The sequence below is a fragment of the Gordonia sp. DT219 genome (genome assembly GCF_049847065.1).
Lineage (GTDB): Bacteria > Actinomycetota > Actinomycetes > Mycobacteriales > Mycobacteriaceae > Gordonia.
Map to the genome: position 1 here is coordinate 203,645 of NZ_JBNCNR010000001.1, position 16,258 is coordinate 219,902.

At 67.9% G+C, this 16,258-nt stretch carries 14 protein-coding genes; 11 read left to right on the plus strand and 3 right to left on the minus strand.

Features of this window, described 5'->3' with window-relative positions:
- Nucleotides 1-7 precede the first annotated feature (7 nt).
- Entirely contained in the window at nucleotides 8-1,573 is a 1,566-nt protein-coding gene (locus ACPXB3_RS01020) for a cobyric acid synthase (protein ID WP_425725997.1), read from the plus strand.
- Between the two features lie 58 nt (nucleotides 1,574-1,631).
- Nucleotides 1,632-2,435 carry an alpha/beta fold hydrolase gene (locus ACPXB3_RS01025; protein ID WP_425726396.1) on the plus strand — a complete coding sequence of 268 codons (804 nt, stop codon included), beginning with the start codon at nucleotides 1,632-1,634 and terminating at the stop codon, nucleotides 2,433-2,435.
- 14 nt (nucleotides 2,436-2,449) lie between these two features.
- Here ACPXB3_RS01025 and ACPXB3_RS01030 read toward each other — a convergent pair whose 3' ends face one another.
- Together ACPXB3_RS01030 and ACPXB3_RS01035 are read right to left on the minus strand one after the other, a co-directional pair.
- Nucleotides 2,450-3,856 carry a mycothione reductase gene (locus ACPXB3_RS01030; protein WP_425703261.1) on the minus strand — a complete coding sequence of 469 codons (1,407 nt, stop codon included), beginning with the start codon at nucleotides 3,854-3,856 and terminating at the stop codon, nucleotides 2,450-2,452.
- A gap of 5 nt (nucleotides 3,857-3,861) precedes the next feature.
- Nucleotides 3,862-4,974, minus strand: coding sequence for an alpha/beta hydrolase (locus ACPXB3_RS01035; protein ID WP_425703263.1), 1,113 nt, complete (start codon nucleotides 4,972-4,974; stop codon nucleotides 3,862-3,864).
- 163 nt (nucleotides 4,975-5,137) lie between these two features.
- Here ACPXB3_RS01035 and mqo point away from each other — a divergent pair, with 163 nt between their 5' ends.
- The 7 genes from mqo to ACPXB3_RS01070 all read left to right on the plus strand — a co-directional run bounded on the left by mqo (nucleotide 5,138) and on the right by ACPXB3_RS01070 (nucleotide 13,936).
- Nucleotides 5,138-6,661 carry a malate dehydrogenase (quinone) gene (mqo, locus tag ACPXB3_RS01040; protein ID WP_425703265.1) on the plus strand — a complete coding sequence of 508 codons (1,524 nt, stop codon included), beginning with the start codon at nucleotides 5,138-5,140 and terminating at the stop codon, nucleotides 6,659-6,661.
- 50 nt (nucleotides 6,662-6,711) lie between these two features.
- A complete protein-coding gene (locus ACPXB3_RS01045) occupies nucleotides 6,712-7,230 on the plus strand; it encodes a GNAT family N-acetyltransferase (RefSeq protein ID WP_425703267.1) in 519 nt (172 codons plus the stop codon).
- Nucleotides 7,227-9,239 carry a VWA domain-containing protein gene (locus tag ACPXB3_RS01050; protein ID WP_425703269.1) on the plus strand — a complete coding sequence of 671 codons (2,013 nt, stop codon included), beginning with the start codon at nucleotides 7,227-7,229 and terminating at the stop codon, nucleotides 9,237-9,239. Before ACPXB3_RS01045 ends, ACPXB3_RS01050 begins: the two co-directional genes overlap by 4 nt.
- Before the next feature lie 36 nt (nucleotides 9,240-9,275).
- On the plus strand, nucleotides 9,276-9,893 hold the full coding sequence (gene cobO, locus ACPXB3_RS01055) for a cob(I)yrinic acid a,c-diamide adenosyltransferase (RefSeq protein WP_425703270.1): 618 nt from the start codon (nucleotides 9,276-9,278) through the stop codon (nucleotides 9,891-9,893).
- Between the two features lie 4 nt (nucleotides 9,894-9,897).
- Nucleotides 9,898-11,379, plus strand: coding sequence for a cobyrinate a,c-diamide synthase (locus ACPXB3_RS01060; RefSeq protein WP_425703272.1), 1,482 nt, complete (start codon nucleotides 9,898-9,900; stop codon nucleotides 11,377-11,379).
- Entirely contained in the window at nucleotides 11,366-13,021 is a 1,656-nt protein-coding gene (locus ACPXB3_RS01065) for a GAF domain-containing protein (protein ID WP_425703274.1), read from the plus strand. Before ACPXB3_RS01060 ends, ACPXB3_RS01065 begins: the two co-directional genes overlap by 14 nt.
- Nucleotides 13,022-13,204: 183 nt before the next feature.
- On the plus strand, nucleotides 13,205-13,936 hold the full coding sequence (locus ACPXB3_RS01070) for an alpha/beta hydrolase (RefSeq protein ID WP_425703276.1): 732 nt from the start codon (nucleotides 13,205-13,207) through the stop codon (nucleotides 13,934-13,936).
- A gap of 97 nt (nucleotides 13,937-14,033) precedes the next feature.
- Here the strand turns inward: ACPXB3_RS01070 and ACPXB3_RS01075 are convergent, their stop codons facing one another.
- Nucleotides 14,034-14,747, minus strand: a complete 714-nt coding sequence (locus ACPXB3_RS01075) for a response regulator (protein ID WP_425703278.1) — start codon at nucleotides 14,745-14,747, stop codon at nucleotides 14,034-14,036.
- 155 nt (nucleotides 14,748-14,902) lie between these two features.
- Here ACPXB3_RS01075 and ACPXB3_RS01080 point away from each other — a divergent pair, with 155 nt between their 5' ends.
- Entirely contained in the window at nucleotides 14,903-15,901 is a 999-nt protein-coding gene (locus tag ACPXB3_RS01080; RefSeq protein WP_425703280.1) for an acyl-ACP desaturase, read from the plus strand.
- A complete protein-coding gene (locus ACPXB3_RS01085) occupies nucleotides 15,898-16,239 on the plus strand; it encodes a hypothetical protein (protein WP_425703282.1) in 342 nt (113 codons plus the stop codon). The genes ACPXB3_RS01080 and ACPXB3_RS01085 overlap by 4 nt, the downstream gene beginning before the upstream one ends.
- Nucleotides 16,240-16,258 lie beyond the last annotated feature (19 nt).

Genomic DNA, 16,258 nt, shown 5'->3' on the forward strand with positions numbered 1-16,258 from the left:
TGGCCAGGTGAGTGGGGTGCGCGGTGCTGTGTTGATCGGCGGCACCAGCTCGGATGCAGGTAAGAGCCTCGTGGTGGCGGGTCTGTGCCGGGCGCTGGTGCGTGCGGGTGTGCGCGTGGCGCCGTTCAAGGCGCAGAACATGTCCAACAACTCGGTGGTCACCCTCGACGGTGGGGAGATCGGGCGCGCGCAGGCACTGCAGGCCTATGCGTGCGGGCTGGAACCGTCGACCCGATTCAATCCGGTCTTGTTGAAACCGGGCGGCGACCGGCGTTCGCACGTGATCGTGCGGGGCCGCCCCGCCGGGGATGTCGGAGCCGCCGACTACATCCGTCGCCGGGCCCGGTTGCTCGAGGTCGTCACCGACGAATTACGTTCGCTGCGCGAAGATTTCGACGTCGTCATCTGTGAGGGCGCCGGGTCGGTGGCCGAGGTCAACCTGCGTGACACCGACATCGCCAACATGGGTCTCGCGCAGGCCGCCGATCTGCCGGTGCTCCTGGTCACCGACATCGATCGTGGGGGATCGCTGGCACATCTCTTCGGGACCACTGCGATTCTCGATGCCACCGACCAGGCGCGGATCGCCGGCTACGTCGTCAACAAGTTCCGCGGCGACCCCTCGATCCTCGCGCCCGGGCTCGATCAGCTGTACGCCATCAGCGGGCGACCGACCCTCGGCGTGGTGCCGTTCGACGGGGACCTGTGGATCGACGCGGAGGATTCGCTCGCGAGTCCGGTCGGACGGCGGGTCGGGCCCCCGGCAGCAGGCCGGAACGCCGATGACGGGACCGGTGCCATACGGCTGCGGGTCGCGGCGATCCGGCTGCCCCGACTGTCCAACTCGACCGACGTCGAGGCGCTGGCCTGCGAACCGGGCGTGGAGGTGACCTGGGTCGACGACCCGGCCTCGGTCGTCGCCGCCGACCTGGCGGTGTTGCCAGGTACACGTGCCACGGTGGCCGACCTGGCCTGGCTGCGAACGGCCGGCCTCGACGCCGCCCTGCGCACCCGCGCCGCCGAGGACCGTCCGACCCTGGCCATCTGCGGCGGATTCCAGATGTTCGGACGACGCATTCGTGATGGCGTCGAGTCCACCACGGGCCCAGCACAAGTCGACGGACTCGGAATCTTCGACCTCGACGTCGAATTCCGGGCGGATAAGGTCGTTCGGCGAGTCGCCGGACTCGCCGACGGGCATCGGGTCGGTGGGTATGAGATACATCACGGGACGGTAGTTCGGTCCGGCGAAGAATCCTGGCTCGTCGACGACGAGCGCGGCGGCGAGGGCGCGCGCCGCGGTGCCCTGTTCGGCACCCACTGGCACGGATTGCTGGCCTCCGACGCATTCCGCCGGGACTTCTTGCGGGAGATCGCCCGTCGATCCGGCAAACCCGAATTCGAGCCCGCCTCCGACACCCGTGTGGACGACGTGCGCGCCGCGCAGGTCGATCGCATCGCCGACCTGCTCGCCGCCCACGTGGACCTCGACGCGGTCGTCGCCATCCTCACGTCCGGGGGGACCGCTGGGTTGCCGACGATCACCCACTCTCTTGAACAGAGGACCTCTTGAGCCGCGCGACGTCTCGACGATCACCTAGTCTGGGCGCGTGGAGATTGAACAGCGCGCGGTGGAAGTCGGCGATCTGACCTTCGATGTCACCGTCGGGGGGCCGGACAACGGGCCGTGGGTGTTGCTGCTGCACGGCTTCCCGGTGAACGGAAGTTGTTACGACGCGGTGGTGCCCCGGCTGCACGAGGCGGGATTGCGGACGATCGTGCCCAATCAGCGCGGCTACAGTCCGGGGGCCCGGCCGGCGAATGTCGAGGACTATCGGATCGATCACCTCGTCGCCGACGCCATCGGCATCCTCGACGGCCTGGGAGTGCACTACGCACTGCTCGTCGGACACGATTGGGGCGGTCTGGTGGCGTGGCGCCTGGCGGCCGAACATCCGGACCGGTTCACCGGATTCGTCGCCGTCTCGACCGGCCATCCGTCGGCGACGCGGGACTCCCTCGATTCGAGTGACCAGCGTGAACGGTCTTCCTACATCAAGGATTTCATCGCCGAAGGTGCCGAGGAGAAGCTCTTGGCCCGCGATGGGGTGCTGCTGCGCCGGGCGGGGGTGAGCGCCGAGGAACTCGCCCCGCTGAAGCAGCCGGGCGGGCTGACGGCCGGGCTCAACTGGTACCGCGCGAACCTCACGGGCGACATCGCCACGACGATGGCATGTGGTCCGGTGGAGATCCCGACCACGATGGTCTGGAGCGACGGCGATTCGGCGCTCGGGCGTGAGCAGGCCGAGCGCAGTGGGCGATACGCCTACTCCGACTTCAGGTTCTGTGAGCTCTCGGGTATCGACCACTGGGTTCCGCAGAAGGCGGCCGCCGCATTGGCCAGCGAGATCAGTCTCCGCTCCGCGTTGTTCTGAGCGGTGACGATGCGTTAGGAGTCGATGTCGAGGCCGAGTAGGGCGTTCTCGAGCACCTCGGGCATCGCCGGGTGGATCCAGTATTGCCCGCGGGCCATCTGACCCGCGGACAACCCGAACGACATCGCCTGGATCACGGGCTGGATGACGGTCGGGGCCTGTGGGCCGATGATGTGGGCGCCCAACAGTTTTCCGGTGCCGCGTTCGGCGACCAGTTTGCAGAACCCGGTGGCATCCTCCATCGCCCAGCCGTAGGCGACGTCGGCATAGGTCTGCACTTTGACGGTGACGTCCCATCCGGCCTCGCGGGCCGCCGCCTCGCTGAGCCCGACGGCCGCGATCTGCGGATGGGTGAACACTGCGGCCGGGACGTATCGATGGTCGAACGACGCCAGATCGCCGGCCTGCCAGCCCTTCAGCAGATTCGCCTGGACGATTCGTTCTTCGTGATTGGCGACGTGCTTGAGCTGATACGGCGAGCTGACATCGCCGAGCGCCCACACCCGGGGCGCCTGCGTCCGGCCGTGTTCGTCGACGACGACCCGTCCGTCGGTCGCCAGTTCCAACCCGATTGTCTTGAGCCCCAGACGGTCTCCGTTGGGGGCGCGGCCGACGGCGACGAGCAGGACGTCGGTGTCGAGGGTTCGGCCGTCGGCGAGGTGTACACGCACACTCCCGTCCGGCAGGGTTTCGGCATCGGTGACGGTGGTGTTCAGGTGAACGTCCCAGCGTTCCTGTGCGATCGTGGTGAAGCGTTCGGAGACGTCGTCGTCGAGTTTGCGCAACAGCCGGGGCCCGCGGGCGACGATGGACACATCGGTGCCCAGGGCGCCGAAGACGTGGGCGAATTCGGCTGCGATGTAACCGCTGCCGAGGATGAGCATGCGACGCGGCAATTCCTCGAGCCGCATCACATCGTTGTTGGTGTAGTACCGCACCCCGCTGTCGGCGATCACATCGGGCACCACCGCGCGCGAACCGGCCGCGAGCACGACCTCATCGGCCAGCACCACCGCGTCACCGGTGACCAGGCGATAACGTCCGTCGTCATCGCGCCCATCGAATTCGACATGCGCATCGTAGACGGTGATGTTGTCGCAATCCTCGACGCGATAACGCTTTCCGCCCGCCGAGATGGGATCGATGCGGCCGAAGACCCGTGAAACGATCGCGGGCCAGTCGACCCCGTCGACCCGCGAATCGATCCCGAATCTGCGGCCGTGCGCCGCGATCTCGGCCACCTCGGAGGCGTAGACGAACATTTTGGTCGGGATACAGCCGACGTTCAGGCACGTACCGCCGTAGACGCCCTCTTCGAAGATCGCGATACTGCGGTCGGCAAACCTGTCGTCCGGCAACGAGTTTCCGCTTCCGGAACCGACGATCGCCAGGTCGACGCGGGTGGTGGGGGGCGTGGGCACGATGGTCAGGGCCTTTCGGTGGAGGGGACGTCCGCGCTGGGACGATCAGCGCTGGGAGTATCGCGGTCGGGAGTATCGGGGACGGAAACGCCCAGGACGGACGAGAGCCAGGCGTCGACCTCGCGGTAGGCCTGCTCCCGGGCATGGGGAACCGAGAGGAACACGTCGTGGCGCGCGTCGCCGATGGGAACGGTGGTCACGCGATTGCCGAGACAACCACTCCACCGGGCGATCTGTGCGACGTCGAGGACCGCATCGGCGGCATCTGCGGCAGCGGAATAGTGGCGGCTGAAATGTGTTTTGTCCGAACGCAATACGAGTGAGGGGACGCCGACGTCGATACCATGATGGAGATGTCGTTGGGCGGTGCGTACCGCGTTGAGGAAGCCGAAGGTGACCGGAAATCCGCCGAGCGGTTTCTTGTCGAGGTCGTAGCTCCACTCGCCGTTGGCGCTCTCGTGAATACTCTCGCCGTAGGCGGCCGAGAGCTCCTGCGGAATCACCGTCATCGGCCGCGCGGCGGCGACGGCCGCGATCAGCAGGGTCACCGGGAAGGTACGCAGCAGCGCCTCTCCCTGTAGATCCAGCCACGGGCTGTTCAGCAGCAATCCGACGACGCGGCGGTGGCGGTCGGGATCGTCGCGGCGCAGTCGATCCAGCCACAACGCGGTGATCAGACCACCGGTGGAATGCGCGCTGATGATGACCGGGGTCTGCGGGCCGAGGTCGTCGATGATGATGTCGAGGGCCGCGCCGAGCTCCTCGTCGTAGACCCTCAGATCGGTCGCGTAGTGCGGGGTGTGCTGCGGTTCGAGCGACCGGCCGCACTTGCGCAGGTCGATCGCGTAGAACGCATAGCCCAGATCGGCGAAGTGGTCGGCGAGCGGCTCGTGGAAGAAGTAGTCGGTGAAGCCGTGCACATAGAGGACGGCGCCGTTTTCCGCGTGATGATCGCCGGCCGGGCGACGGACGAGGGTCGCGGTGATCGGGTCCTGCCGATCGGGGTCGGGGCGGAGTCCGATCGTGGCGACCTCGTAGCGATCGAGGAATTTGTCGGGTTGCCAGCGCACGGCCGACTCGTCGGTGCCGCGCTCGGCCGGGCCCTGAGAAGACGTCACGATCACCACTGTAGTTCTGCCACGAGCTGCCCCTCGGCGCCGCTGTCGGTGTCGCCCAGCCCACAGTTGCCCGGAGTGCTTGCGGTGGGGCGCGGCGGATGGGGGAGAATGGGTTATCGAAAAAGGGGCGAGGGTCGTCCCGGTTGCGTGAATTGGGGTCCAGGTGTCTCAAACGGTGATCAAGACAGATGTGGCGCTGGTGGGCGCGGGCATCATGAGTGCGACGCTCGGAGCGCTGTTGCGCCAACTGGAACCCAGCTGGTCGATCAGCCTGTTCGAGCGGCTCGATGCCGCCGCCGCCGAGAGCAGCGATCCCTGGAACAACGCCGGGACCGGCCACTCGGCTCTGTGTGAGCTGAACTACACCCCCAAGACCGCCGACGGTGACGTCAACATCGACAAGGCGCTCAACATCAACGAGCAGTTCCAGGTGTCACGGCAGTTCTGGTCGCATGCCGTCGACAACGGCATCCTGGGTTCGCCGAACGAGTTCATCAACCCGATCCCGCACGTGAGCTTCACCCACGGTGCAGCCGGCGTCGATTACCTGCGCAAACGCCATGAAAAGCTCGCCGGGCAGGTGCTGTTCGAGGGCATGGAGTTCATCGACGACCCGGCCGAGTTCAGCAAACGCCTGCCGCTGATGTCGACCGGGCGGGACTTCTCCGATCCCATCGCGCTCAACTGGTTCACCGAGGGCACCGACGTCGATTTCGGCGCGCTGACCCAGCAACTGCTGAACTTCGTCAGTCAGGGCGGCGACATCCACTTCGGTCATTCGGTGACCAACCTGAACAAGCAGTCCGACGGGTCCTGGATCGTCAAACTGAAGAATCGCCGCACCGGCGGGAAGTGGGCGGTGCACGCGAAGTTCGTCTTCGTCGGCGCCGGTGGCGGAGCCCTGAACCTGCTGCAGAAGTCCGGGATCGCCGAGGCCAAGGGATTCGGCGGCTTCCCGGTGTCGGGTGAGTTCTTCCGATGCACCAACCCGGACCTGATCGAGCAGCATGCGGCCAAGGTCTACGGGCAGGCGGCGGTCGGTGCGCCGCCGATGTCGGTGCCGCACCTCGACACCCGCGTCATCAATCACAAGAAGGGTCTGCTGTTCGGACCGTACGCGGGGTGGTCGCCGAAGTTCCTCAAGAGCGGCAAGATCACCGATCTGCCCGCCACCATCAAAGCCGGCAACCTCGTGCCGATGATGTCGATCGCGCCGAAGGAATTCGGGCTGCTCAAGTACCTCATCGGGGAACTCGCCGCCAGCCCCGCCGACCGGGTGAAAACCCTTTCGGAGTTCGTGCCGCGAGCCGTCGGTCAGGATTGGGAGCTGATCACCGCAGGTCAGCGTGTACAGGTCATCCGCAAGACGGGCGTCGGCGGAACACTCGAGTTCGGAACGGCGGTGGTGGCCGCGGGTGACGGCACCATCGCGGGCCTGCTCGGCGCGTCGCCGGGTGCCTCGACGGCCGTCCCGGCGATGCTCAATGTGCTCGAACAGTGCTTCCCGGAGCAGTACCGGTCCTGGACCTCCAAGCTGACCGAGATGATCCCGTCGTTCGGGCAGAAGCTCTCGGGCAACCGCGACCTGTTCCGGCAGGTGTGGGACTGGACGAGCGCGAGCCTGCAACTCACCGGTGATGCGCCGCTGGTCACCGGTGACGATCCGGTGGCGACGACGGCCCGATGAAACCCGGCCTGATGACCGGAGCGGCCGCGGTCTGAGATAGTGACGACATCATGACGTCATCGACCCCACACACCTTTCGCCTGCACCACAGCCGCGCCGCCGATCTCGATGCGGCCACGCTGTACCGGATTCTGCGTCTGCGCGTCGACGTGTTCGTCGTCGAGCAGGCGTGCCCGTACCCCGAACTGGACGGCCGTGATCTGGAGGCGTCGACGCAGCACTTCTGGTGTGTTGCCGACGATGTGGCGGATGGGAACGAGGTGGGCGAGGCGGCTCCGGTCGCGGCGACGCTACGGCTGATGCAGGAGGCCGCCGATGTGGACGGCCGGCCGGAGTTCCGGATCGGCCGCGTGTGCACAGAGCGTTCCCACCGCGGCCAAGGACTGGCGGCCGGACTGCTGTCGGCGGCGCTCGAGCGCATCGGCGACCACGTGTGCCGTATCGAGGCACAGACATATCTGACACAGCTGTATGCCGCCTTCGGGTTTCGCACCGAGAGCGAGGAATACCTCGAGGACGGCATCCCGCACGTGTCGATGATCCGCTCTGCCGGGCAGCGCGCCCGATGAGCGCCGACACCGGAGTCTGGGCGGCCGACGTCTCCCGCCCACCGACCCGCTACCCCTTCACCGCGGTGGTCGGACAGGATCGGCTCAAACTCGCGCTGATCCTCAGTGCGGTGTCCCCTGGGATCGGTGGCGTGCTGATCCGCGGGGAGAAGGGCACCGCCAAGTCGACGATCGTGCGCGGTCTCGGACCGCTGATCGATGGGGGCGCACACGCCGGACGCGTCGTCGAATTGCCGATCGGCGCCACCGAGGACCGCGTGATCGGTTCGCTGGACCTCACGCGGGTCCTACGCGACGGACATGCGGAATTCACCCCGGGCCTGCTCGCACAGGCCGACGGTGGAGTCCTCTACATCGACGAGGTCAATCTGCTTGCCGATCACCTCGTCGACGTCCTGCTCGACGCTGCGGCCAGCGGTCGCGTCACCATCGAGCGGGACGCGGTCTCGCACACCCAGGCGGCCGATTTCGTCCTGGTGGGCACGATGAACCCCGAAGAGGGCGAGTTGCGTCCGCAGTTGCTCGATCGGTTCGGGCTCGCCGTCGACGTGAGTGCCGGTCGCGAGGTCGACGAGCGGGTGGAGATCGTGCGTCGCGCAATGGCTTTCGACGCCGACCCCGAAGCATTCGCCGAACGTTATGCGCAAGCAGAAGCGGCACTCGCACAACAGATCTCCCAAGCGCGGCACACAGTGAAAAGCGTGGTCCTGCCGACCGCGCAACTGCGTCGGATCGCCGGTGTCTGCGCCCACCTTCAGGTCGACGGTCTGCGCGGCGACATCGTGGTTGCCCGCGCCGCGACGGCCCATGCGGCGTTGCGCGGGGCGGCCGAGGTCGAGACCGAGGACGTCCGGGTAGCAGTCGAACTGGCATTGCCACATCGCCGCCGCCGCAACCCGTTCGACGAGTCCGGACTGAGCGAGCAAGAACTCGAAGACGCGATGGCAGCCGGCGACGACGCCGCCGGACCGGATACACCACCCGACGGACCCGAACCGCCGGAACCCGGGCCCGACGGTGACACCGACCGCCCGACCCCGCCGTCGGCAGCGGGTCCGGAGACAGCGGGTCCGCCGACCGATTCGTCAGATCCGACGCCACCACCCACGCGGCCCGGCCCGGCCGAGAACGATTCCGCCGGTGGTCCGGCCGGACCGGCGCCCGGCGGACTCTTCGGTACGGTCGGGAACCCCCAGCGGGCACCGCGACTGCATCGACTGAGCGTCTCCGGTATCGGCGACGGCGACCCGGGGCGCCGGTCGGCGGCCCGTAGTCGACGCGGACACACGGTCGGCGCAACGGAATTCGACGCGAGCACACCCGTTCACCTCTTCGGGACGGTGCTCTCGGCCGCCGGCCGCGGTATCGACGAGCAGGGGCGGGTACGGGTGACCCGGCCGGACCTGCGCGGCGCCGCGCGGATCGGGCAGGAAAGCAACCTGGTGGTGTTCGTCGTCGACCTGAGTGGGTCGATGACCGCGCGCCGACGCCTCACCGCGGTCAGCGAACTGTGCGTCGAACTGTTGCGGGACTCCTATACCCGCCGCGACCGGGTCGCGGTGGTTGTTGCGCGTGGATCGGACGCCGAGGTTGCGGTGCCGCCGACGAAGTCGGTCGACATCGCGGTGCGCCGACTCGCGCAGGTGCGTACCGGCGGCCGTACCCCGCTGGCCGAGGGTTTGATGGCGGCCGACGAGTTGATCACGCGGGCGCGCCGCACCGACCCGCATCGCCGCCCGCTGTTGGTGGTGCTGACCGACGGGCGGGCCACGGCGGGAGCCGACGCCGCCGCCCGGGCCCGGGGCGCGGCGGCGACGATCGGCCGCAAGGGAATCGACGCCGTCGTCGTCGATTGCGAGCAGGGCATGGTGCGATTGGGTCTGGCCGCCGACCTCGCCGAGCACCTGAGCGCCGAATTGCTGTCCATGGCGAACCTCGGCCTCGACGCGATCGGCCGATCCGCTGCGCCACGTGCCGGCCGTGCCCGCGCCCCGTATTCGGCGGCCTGACCGCGACCTGGGTAAGTCAAGTCAAGGAGAAATGCAGTGCCGCAGGGTATTCCGACAGAGATCCCCGACGATGGGCTCACCACCCGGCAGCGCCGGAACATGCCGGTGCTCGCGGTGCACACCGGGGACGGCAAGGGAAAGTCGACCGCGGCCTTCGGCATGGCGATGCGTGCCTGGAACGCGGGGATGAACGTCGCGGTGTTCCAGTTCGTCAAGAGCGCCAAGTGGCGGGTCGGGGAGGAGTCCGCCCTCGCCGCGCTCGACGAGGTACATCGCAGCACCGGCCGGGGCGGTCCGGTCGAGTGGCACAAGATGGGGCAGGGCTGGTCGTGGCTGCGCGCCAACGCCGATGCGGACGAAGACCACGCGGCCGCGGCGCGGTCGGGGTGGTCGGAGATCGCCCGGCGGCTGACCGCCGAGGAGCATGACTTCTACATCCTCGACGAATTCACCTATCCGCTCGACTGGGGATGGATCGACACCGACGAGGTTCTCGAGGTGCTGGCGGCCCGGCCGGGCCGCCAGCACGTGGTGATCACCGGTCGCCGTGCGCCCCAGGCACTGATCGACGCCGCCGATCTGGTGACCGAGATGGGTAAGGTCGCTCACCCGATGGACGCCGGCCGCAAGGGCCAGAAGGGAATCGAGTGGTGAGGCCATGAGCGCTGCGCCGGCCGTGGTCATCGCCGCACCCTCCTCGGGTAGCGGTAAGACCACGGTGACCACCGGATTGATCGGCGCATTACGCGCGGCCGGTCATCGGGTGGCGCCGTTCAAGGTCGGTCCGGATTACATCGATCCGGGCTATCACGCGCTCGCGGCCGGCCGGACCGGCCGCAATCTCGATCCCAATCTCGTTGGCGCCGAACTGATCGCACCATTGTTCGCCTGGGGTGCCGCGGGTGCCGACATCGCCGTGGTCGAGGGGGTGATGGGCCTGTTCGACGGCCGGATCACCGGCATCGGCGCCGGCTTCGCCCAGGATTCCGGCGGCGGTGATCCGGATGGGATCGGTTCGACCGCGCATGTGGCAAAGCTCATCGGTGCACCGATCATCCTGGTGGTCGACGCGGCCGGGCACAGCCAGTCGCTGGCCGCTCTGCTGCACGGGTTCCTCGGGTACTCGCCGTCGGTACGGATCGCGGGCGTCATCCTCAATCGGGTCGGCTCGCCCCGGCACGAGGCCGTGCTGCGGCAGGCCTGCGATCGCGTGGGTCTATCGGTTTTCGGTGTGCTGCAACGAGATCCCGAGCTCATGGTGCCCTCACGCCACCTGGGGCTCATTCCGGCCGCCGAGCGGCGCACCGACGCGGTGGCGGCCGTGGCGGCGATGACGGCCACCGTGTCGGCCGCTCTCGACGTCGAGGCGATCGTCGATGCCGCGCGCGGCGGAACGGCGGCACCTGGCGGAAATACGGCGTCGGGCCGGAGCTGGTCGCCCGACGACGCGATCGCGCAGGCCGCCGGGGCGGGCTCCGCCGGGCAGAATCAACCGGTGGCCGGCCGGCCGGTCGTGGCCGTGGCCGCGGGTGCCGCCTTCACCTTCGGATATGCCGAGCACGCCGAGATGCTCCGCGCCGCGGGCGCCGAGGTTGCCGCCTTCGATCCACTGGGCGAACGCCTGCCCGAAGGGGCGGCCGCAGTTGTGCTGGGCGGGGGTTTTCCCGAGGAACACGCAGCGGAGTTGTCGGCGAACGTGCAGTTGCGCAACGACATCGTCGCCCACGCCCGCGCCGGAGGTCCCATTCACGCCGAGTGTGCCGGACTGCTGTACCTGTGTCGTGAACTCGATGGCCACCCGATGGCCGGGGTCATCGACGGCGTCGGCCGCTTCGGGCCGCGATTGACGCTCGGATACCGTGACGCGGTCGCCGTCGGTGATTCGGGGCTCCATCCGGCGGGCACCCGCGTCACCGGCCACGAATTCCACCGATCGTATGTGGAACTGGCTGCGGCACAACCTGCGTGGGCGTGGCGTGACGGTCGAGGCCGGCCGGTGTCAGACGGCATCGGCGGCGGGGCCGTCCATGCGTCCTATCTGCACGTCCATCCGGTGGCGGTGCCCCGGGCGGTCGTCCGGTTCGTGCAGGCGGCGGCGGGCATCGAAACCCGGGAGGAGAACGCGCATGCCAGGCCGTGAGGTGGCCAAGGCGCTCGCGGCGCTGACCGCGCACGGGGTCGACAACCCCGACACACTGCGTGATCTGCTGGAGGCGGTGCTGCTGGTCGGACAAGGACTCGAGCTCGACCACGCGTTGCAGCGCATCGTCGAGGTGGCCGTCGACGTGCTCGATTCCCGGTACGGCGCGCTCGGCGTCCGCGGACCCGACGGCGGTCTGAGCGCCTTCGTCTATACCGGTATCACACCAGAGCAGCGGGCGCTGATGGGTCCGCTGCCGGTGGGACGCGGGGTGCTCGGCGTCCTGATGGACGATCCGCACGTCTTGCGCGTTCCGGATCTTTCGAAACATCCTGCCTCGGTGGGTTTTCCGCCGAATCATCCGCCGATGACGACGTTCCTGGGCGCGCCGGTGATCATCCGCGGTGCGATATTCGGCCGTATCTATCTGACCGAGAAACGTGGAGGCGCGGAATTCTCCGAACTCGACGAGGCACTCATCTCGGTGCTCGCGGTGGCCGCCGGGATCGCCGTCGACAATGCGCGACTGTTCGAGCGGGCCCGCGCCCGGCATCGCTGGATGCAGATACTCGTGCACCGCGGCTCCGAGCCGCTGGCCGGAATAGCATTGTCCGACACGCTGTCCCGGATGTGTTCCGACGTTCGTGATCTGGTCGGGGCGCTCGAGGTATACCTGGTCACCGGGGAAGCAGGAGACCTGTCGGTGCAGGGTGCCACGAGAGATGGACTCGACGCGCGTGATCTGACGGTGCCGTCGGCGAGTGGGATGTCGGTATTGCCGGCCGAGGAGTTCGGTGGGGCATTCGGGCCACTCGGGGCGCACGGGGCGCAGTGGGTGACCGTCCAGCCGCTGCACCGGGCTTCCGGGGCTTTCGGCTGGGTGCTGATCACCCACCGCGCCAAGCCATTCTGGGAGGAAGAGGAGATCTCCGGGCTGGCCGGTGTCGCCGAGATCATCTCGCTGGCCGTCGTCTACGCCGAACAGCAAGACATGGCACGCGATCTCGAGGTTCTCGAGGATCGGCACCGGATCGCTCGGGATCTGCACGACCATGTCATCCAACGGCTGTTCGCGATCGGCATGTCGGTACAGACGCTGCAGGCCGCGCGCAGCAACGACGGCCACGTCGACGACGCCGCCACGGCGCGACTGGATCAGGTGATGACCGACATCGACCGGACCATCGCCCAGATCCGCACCTCGATCTTCGATCTGCAGACCGTCCCCGGGCACCACGACACGTCCACTCTGCGCCGGCGCGTACTCGACATCGTCTCCGAACTGTCCGCACACGCCCCGATCTCGCCGAGTGTGCGGTTCGTCGGCCCGGTCGACACCATCGTTCCCGACGTCCTCGGCCCGCACATCGACGCCGTGCTGCGCGAGGGACTGTCGAATGCGTTGCGCCACTCCGGCGCCGAGCACATCTCGGTGTCGGTGAGCGCCGACGATGTGCTCAGCGTCGAGATCAGCGACGACGGTGTGGGTATCGACGCCACCGTGACCTACCGAGGGCTCGACAATCTCACCCGCCGGGCTGAGGAGTGCGACGGCGTCTTCGACATCGACACCAGTCCGCGCCACCGTGACGGCCGTGGTGGCGGAACCACTCTCACGTGGTCGGTGCCGCTGCAGGCATAGAAGGCGAAAACCGATCGCGGGTCGCGGGTGACCTCTGCTAGGTTTCACCTCAGCCGTGCCAGACGACGAGGAGGTGGTATCCGTGAGCGCAGTATCGACATGGGTGCTCCCCGTTGGGGCCACGGTCGGGCGATAGGTCGTCCGGAGCGCCTTTCCGCAACGGCACTCCGAAAGGCCGCAGGCATGCATTTCATTTCCGAACAACACATCGGGGACGACATCCTCGAACGACACTTCGTCCTCGGTGACATCCCCGGCATCATCTGGATGCCCCACTCGGCAAGCGGACCGGCGCCGATCGTCCTGCTCGGTCATCCCGGCGGACTGGACATGATGTACCCGCGGCTCGCGGCCCGGGCCGCAAGCGCTGCCGCCGACGGCTTCGCGGCGGTCACCATCGAGCTTCCGGGAAGCGGGAACCGGCCCCGATGGGACACGCTCGAACATGCTCGCGCCCGGCTGCGGCGCGCTCTGGCCGCCGGTGAGCCGGTCGGCGACGAGATCATCGACGCACTCATCGTCCCGCTGGTGGACAAGTCGGTCCCGGAATGGCAGGGCGTCCTCGACGCGCTATTCGCCTTGCCCGAGTTCGGTGGTCCGGTCGGATACTCCGGGGGAGTGATCTCCATCGGGGTGCGGCTGGCGGCGAGCGAGCCGCGGATAGCGGCCGCGGTGCTGTTCGCCGGCAGTTTCGTGCCCCGGGCCATGTACCAGGAGGCCCGGCAGGTCACGATTCCGCTGCACGTCCTGCTGCAGTGGGACGACGAGGGCAACGATCGGCAGGCCGCGCTTGATCTCTTCGATGCGTTCGGTTCCGCGGAGAAGACGTTGAACGCCAACATGGGCGGGCACACCGGGGTGCCACAGTTCGCCGGGGAGGCGGCCGCGAGGTTCCTCGGCCGGCACCTGACCTAGGGTCGGGCCTGACAGCGCTCGCCGCCGGGAGAGTGCTGTCGGCGGTGTCTCGAGCGGTGGCGACGGAATCTCGGGCGCCCTCGGCGCCGGGATCCGGCTATGCCTTGCCGTCGCGGATCCTGGTCGCCATCACCGCCACCTGGGTGCGCCGCTGCATGTCGAGCTTCGCCAGAATCCGGGAGACGTAGTTCTTGATCGTCTTCTCCGCCAGGAACATGTTCTGGGCGATCTGCCGGTTGGTGAGACCGTCGCCGATGAAGTTGAACACCTCACGTTCCTGATGGGTCAGCCCGGCCAGCGGATCGGTCTGCTTTTTGCCGTCGCGCAGCCTGGCCAGCAGGGCCGCGGTGCTGCGGTCGTCCAGCAGTGACCCGCCACGACCGACCGTGCGCACCGCGGCCACCAGGTTGTGGCCGAGGATCTGCTTGAGGACGAAGCCCGACGCGCCGGCCAGGACCGCGGCGAGCAAGGCGTCGTCGTCGGCATAGCTGGTCAGCATCAGGCAGTGCACCGACGGCTCGGCGGACCGCACGTCGCGGCACAACTCGACCCCGTTGCCGTCGGGCAGGCGGACGTCGAGCACTGCCACATCCGGACGTGCGGCGAGGATCGCGGTTCGCGCCTCGGCGACCGTGGCGGCCTCGCCGACGACCTCGATGTCGCCGGCCGTGCCGAGTAGATCACGCAGTCCCCGCCGGACGAGCTCGTGGTCGTCGACCAGGAAAACCCGCACAGGCGTACCAGAATCGGCAGCCGCGAGATCTGAGGGGGCCGGAGTGGCCTCGGGTGCACGCGCATCGGTGGTGGCCATGGGACGAAATTACCCCACCTCCGCCCGCAGATCGCGACGTCGGTCCCGGGCTATTCGGGACCTTCGGCTCACGTGGACGCGGCGCGGTTTCGCGAGAGTGGAGGCGAGCCCCGCAGTAACCCCGGCGGTACGGCCCCGATACCTAGGAGCGACGAGTGACAAGCCTCATCGGACCAGCAATCAACGACACCGGTATGACCGGATCGGATCTCCTGCGCGAACTGCTGCCGGTCTGCGAAACCGAAGTCGAACGTCACATGCAGATGACCAAGGACTGGCATCCACACGACTACGTGCCGTGGGATGACGGGCGGAACTTCGCCGCGCTCGGCGGGGTGGACTGGGATCCCGAACAGTCGCAGCTGTCCGAGGTCGCCAAGGCCGCGATGATCACCAACCTGCTCACCGAGGACAACCTGCCGTCCTATCACCGGGTCATCGCCGAGCACTTCACGCTCGACGATGCCTGGGGATTCTGGGTCGGACGGTGGACCGCCGAGGAGATGCGGCACTCCACGGTGATGCGCGACTACCTCGTGGTCACCCGCGGCGTGGATCCGGTGGAGCTCGAGGAGCTGCGCATGCTGCACATGACCCACGGGTTCGATCCACTGCCCGAGGACGACGGTCAGCGCGACCACGGCTTCGACATGCTCTTCGCGGTCAGCTACGTGAGCTTTCAGGAACTCGCGACCCGGGTGAGTCACCGCAACACCGGCAAGGCGTGCGGCGACCCGATCGCCGACCGCATGCTGCAACGCGTGGCCGCCGACGAGAACCTGCACATGCTCTTCTACCGCAACATCGTCGCCGGGGCCCTCGACCTCGTTCCCGATCAGGCGATGGTCGCCATCCATGCGATCGTGACCAACTTCCAGATGCCCGGCGCGACGATGCCGAACTTCCGGCGCAATGCGGTACTCATCGCCAAGGGTGGGATTTATGATCTGCCACAACATCTTTCGGAAGTCGTGATGCCGGTGCTACGCAAGTGGCGCATCTTCGAGCGCAACGATTTCGGCCCGCTGGGCGAGTTGTATCGCGACAAGCTCGCCGGCTACCTCGAGGAGATGAACGTCAAGGTCGAGAAGTTCGAACAGGCGCGAGCGCGCGCGCTCGAGCGCGCGGCCAAGAAGGCGAGCGCAGGCGCGTGACGATCATCGACCTCGGCGGCGATCTCCGCACCGGTCCGGAGTCCGAAGGCGCTGGATGTACCGAGGCCTGCGAGCGCTGCGAATCGCCGCCCACGCCGGGCGAGAGTGCACTGGTGCCACGTGGCTTCGCGACGGCGATCGCCATGGCCGAAGCAGCCGCCAGCCACAACCGGACGTGGTGGAACGAGATCCGCACGCACGCCGACGATCCCTCGGCCGGCGAATATTGCAGTTCACTGTTACTCGGCACGCTGCTGGAGGCGTCGGCGCATCGCCTGGGCGTCCCGGCCGCCGACGTATGGGCCAATATCCGCCACACCGGTGAGCTGCCCCTCTGATCGGATCACCCCACCGAGC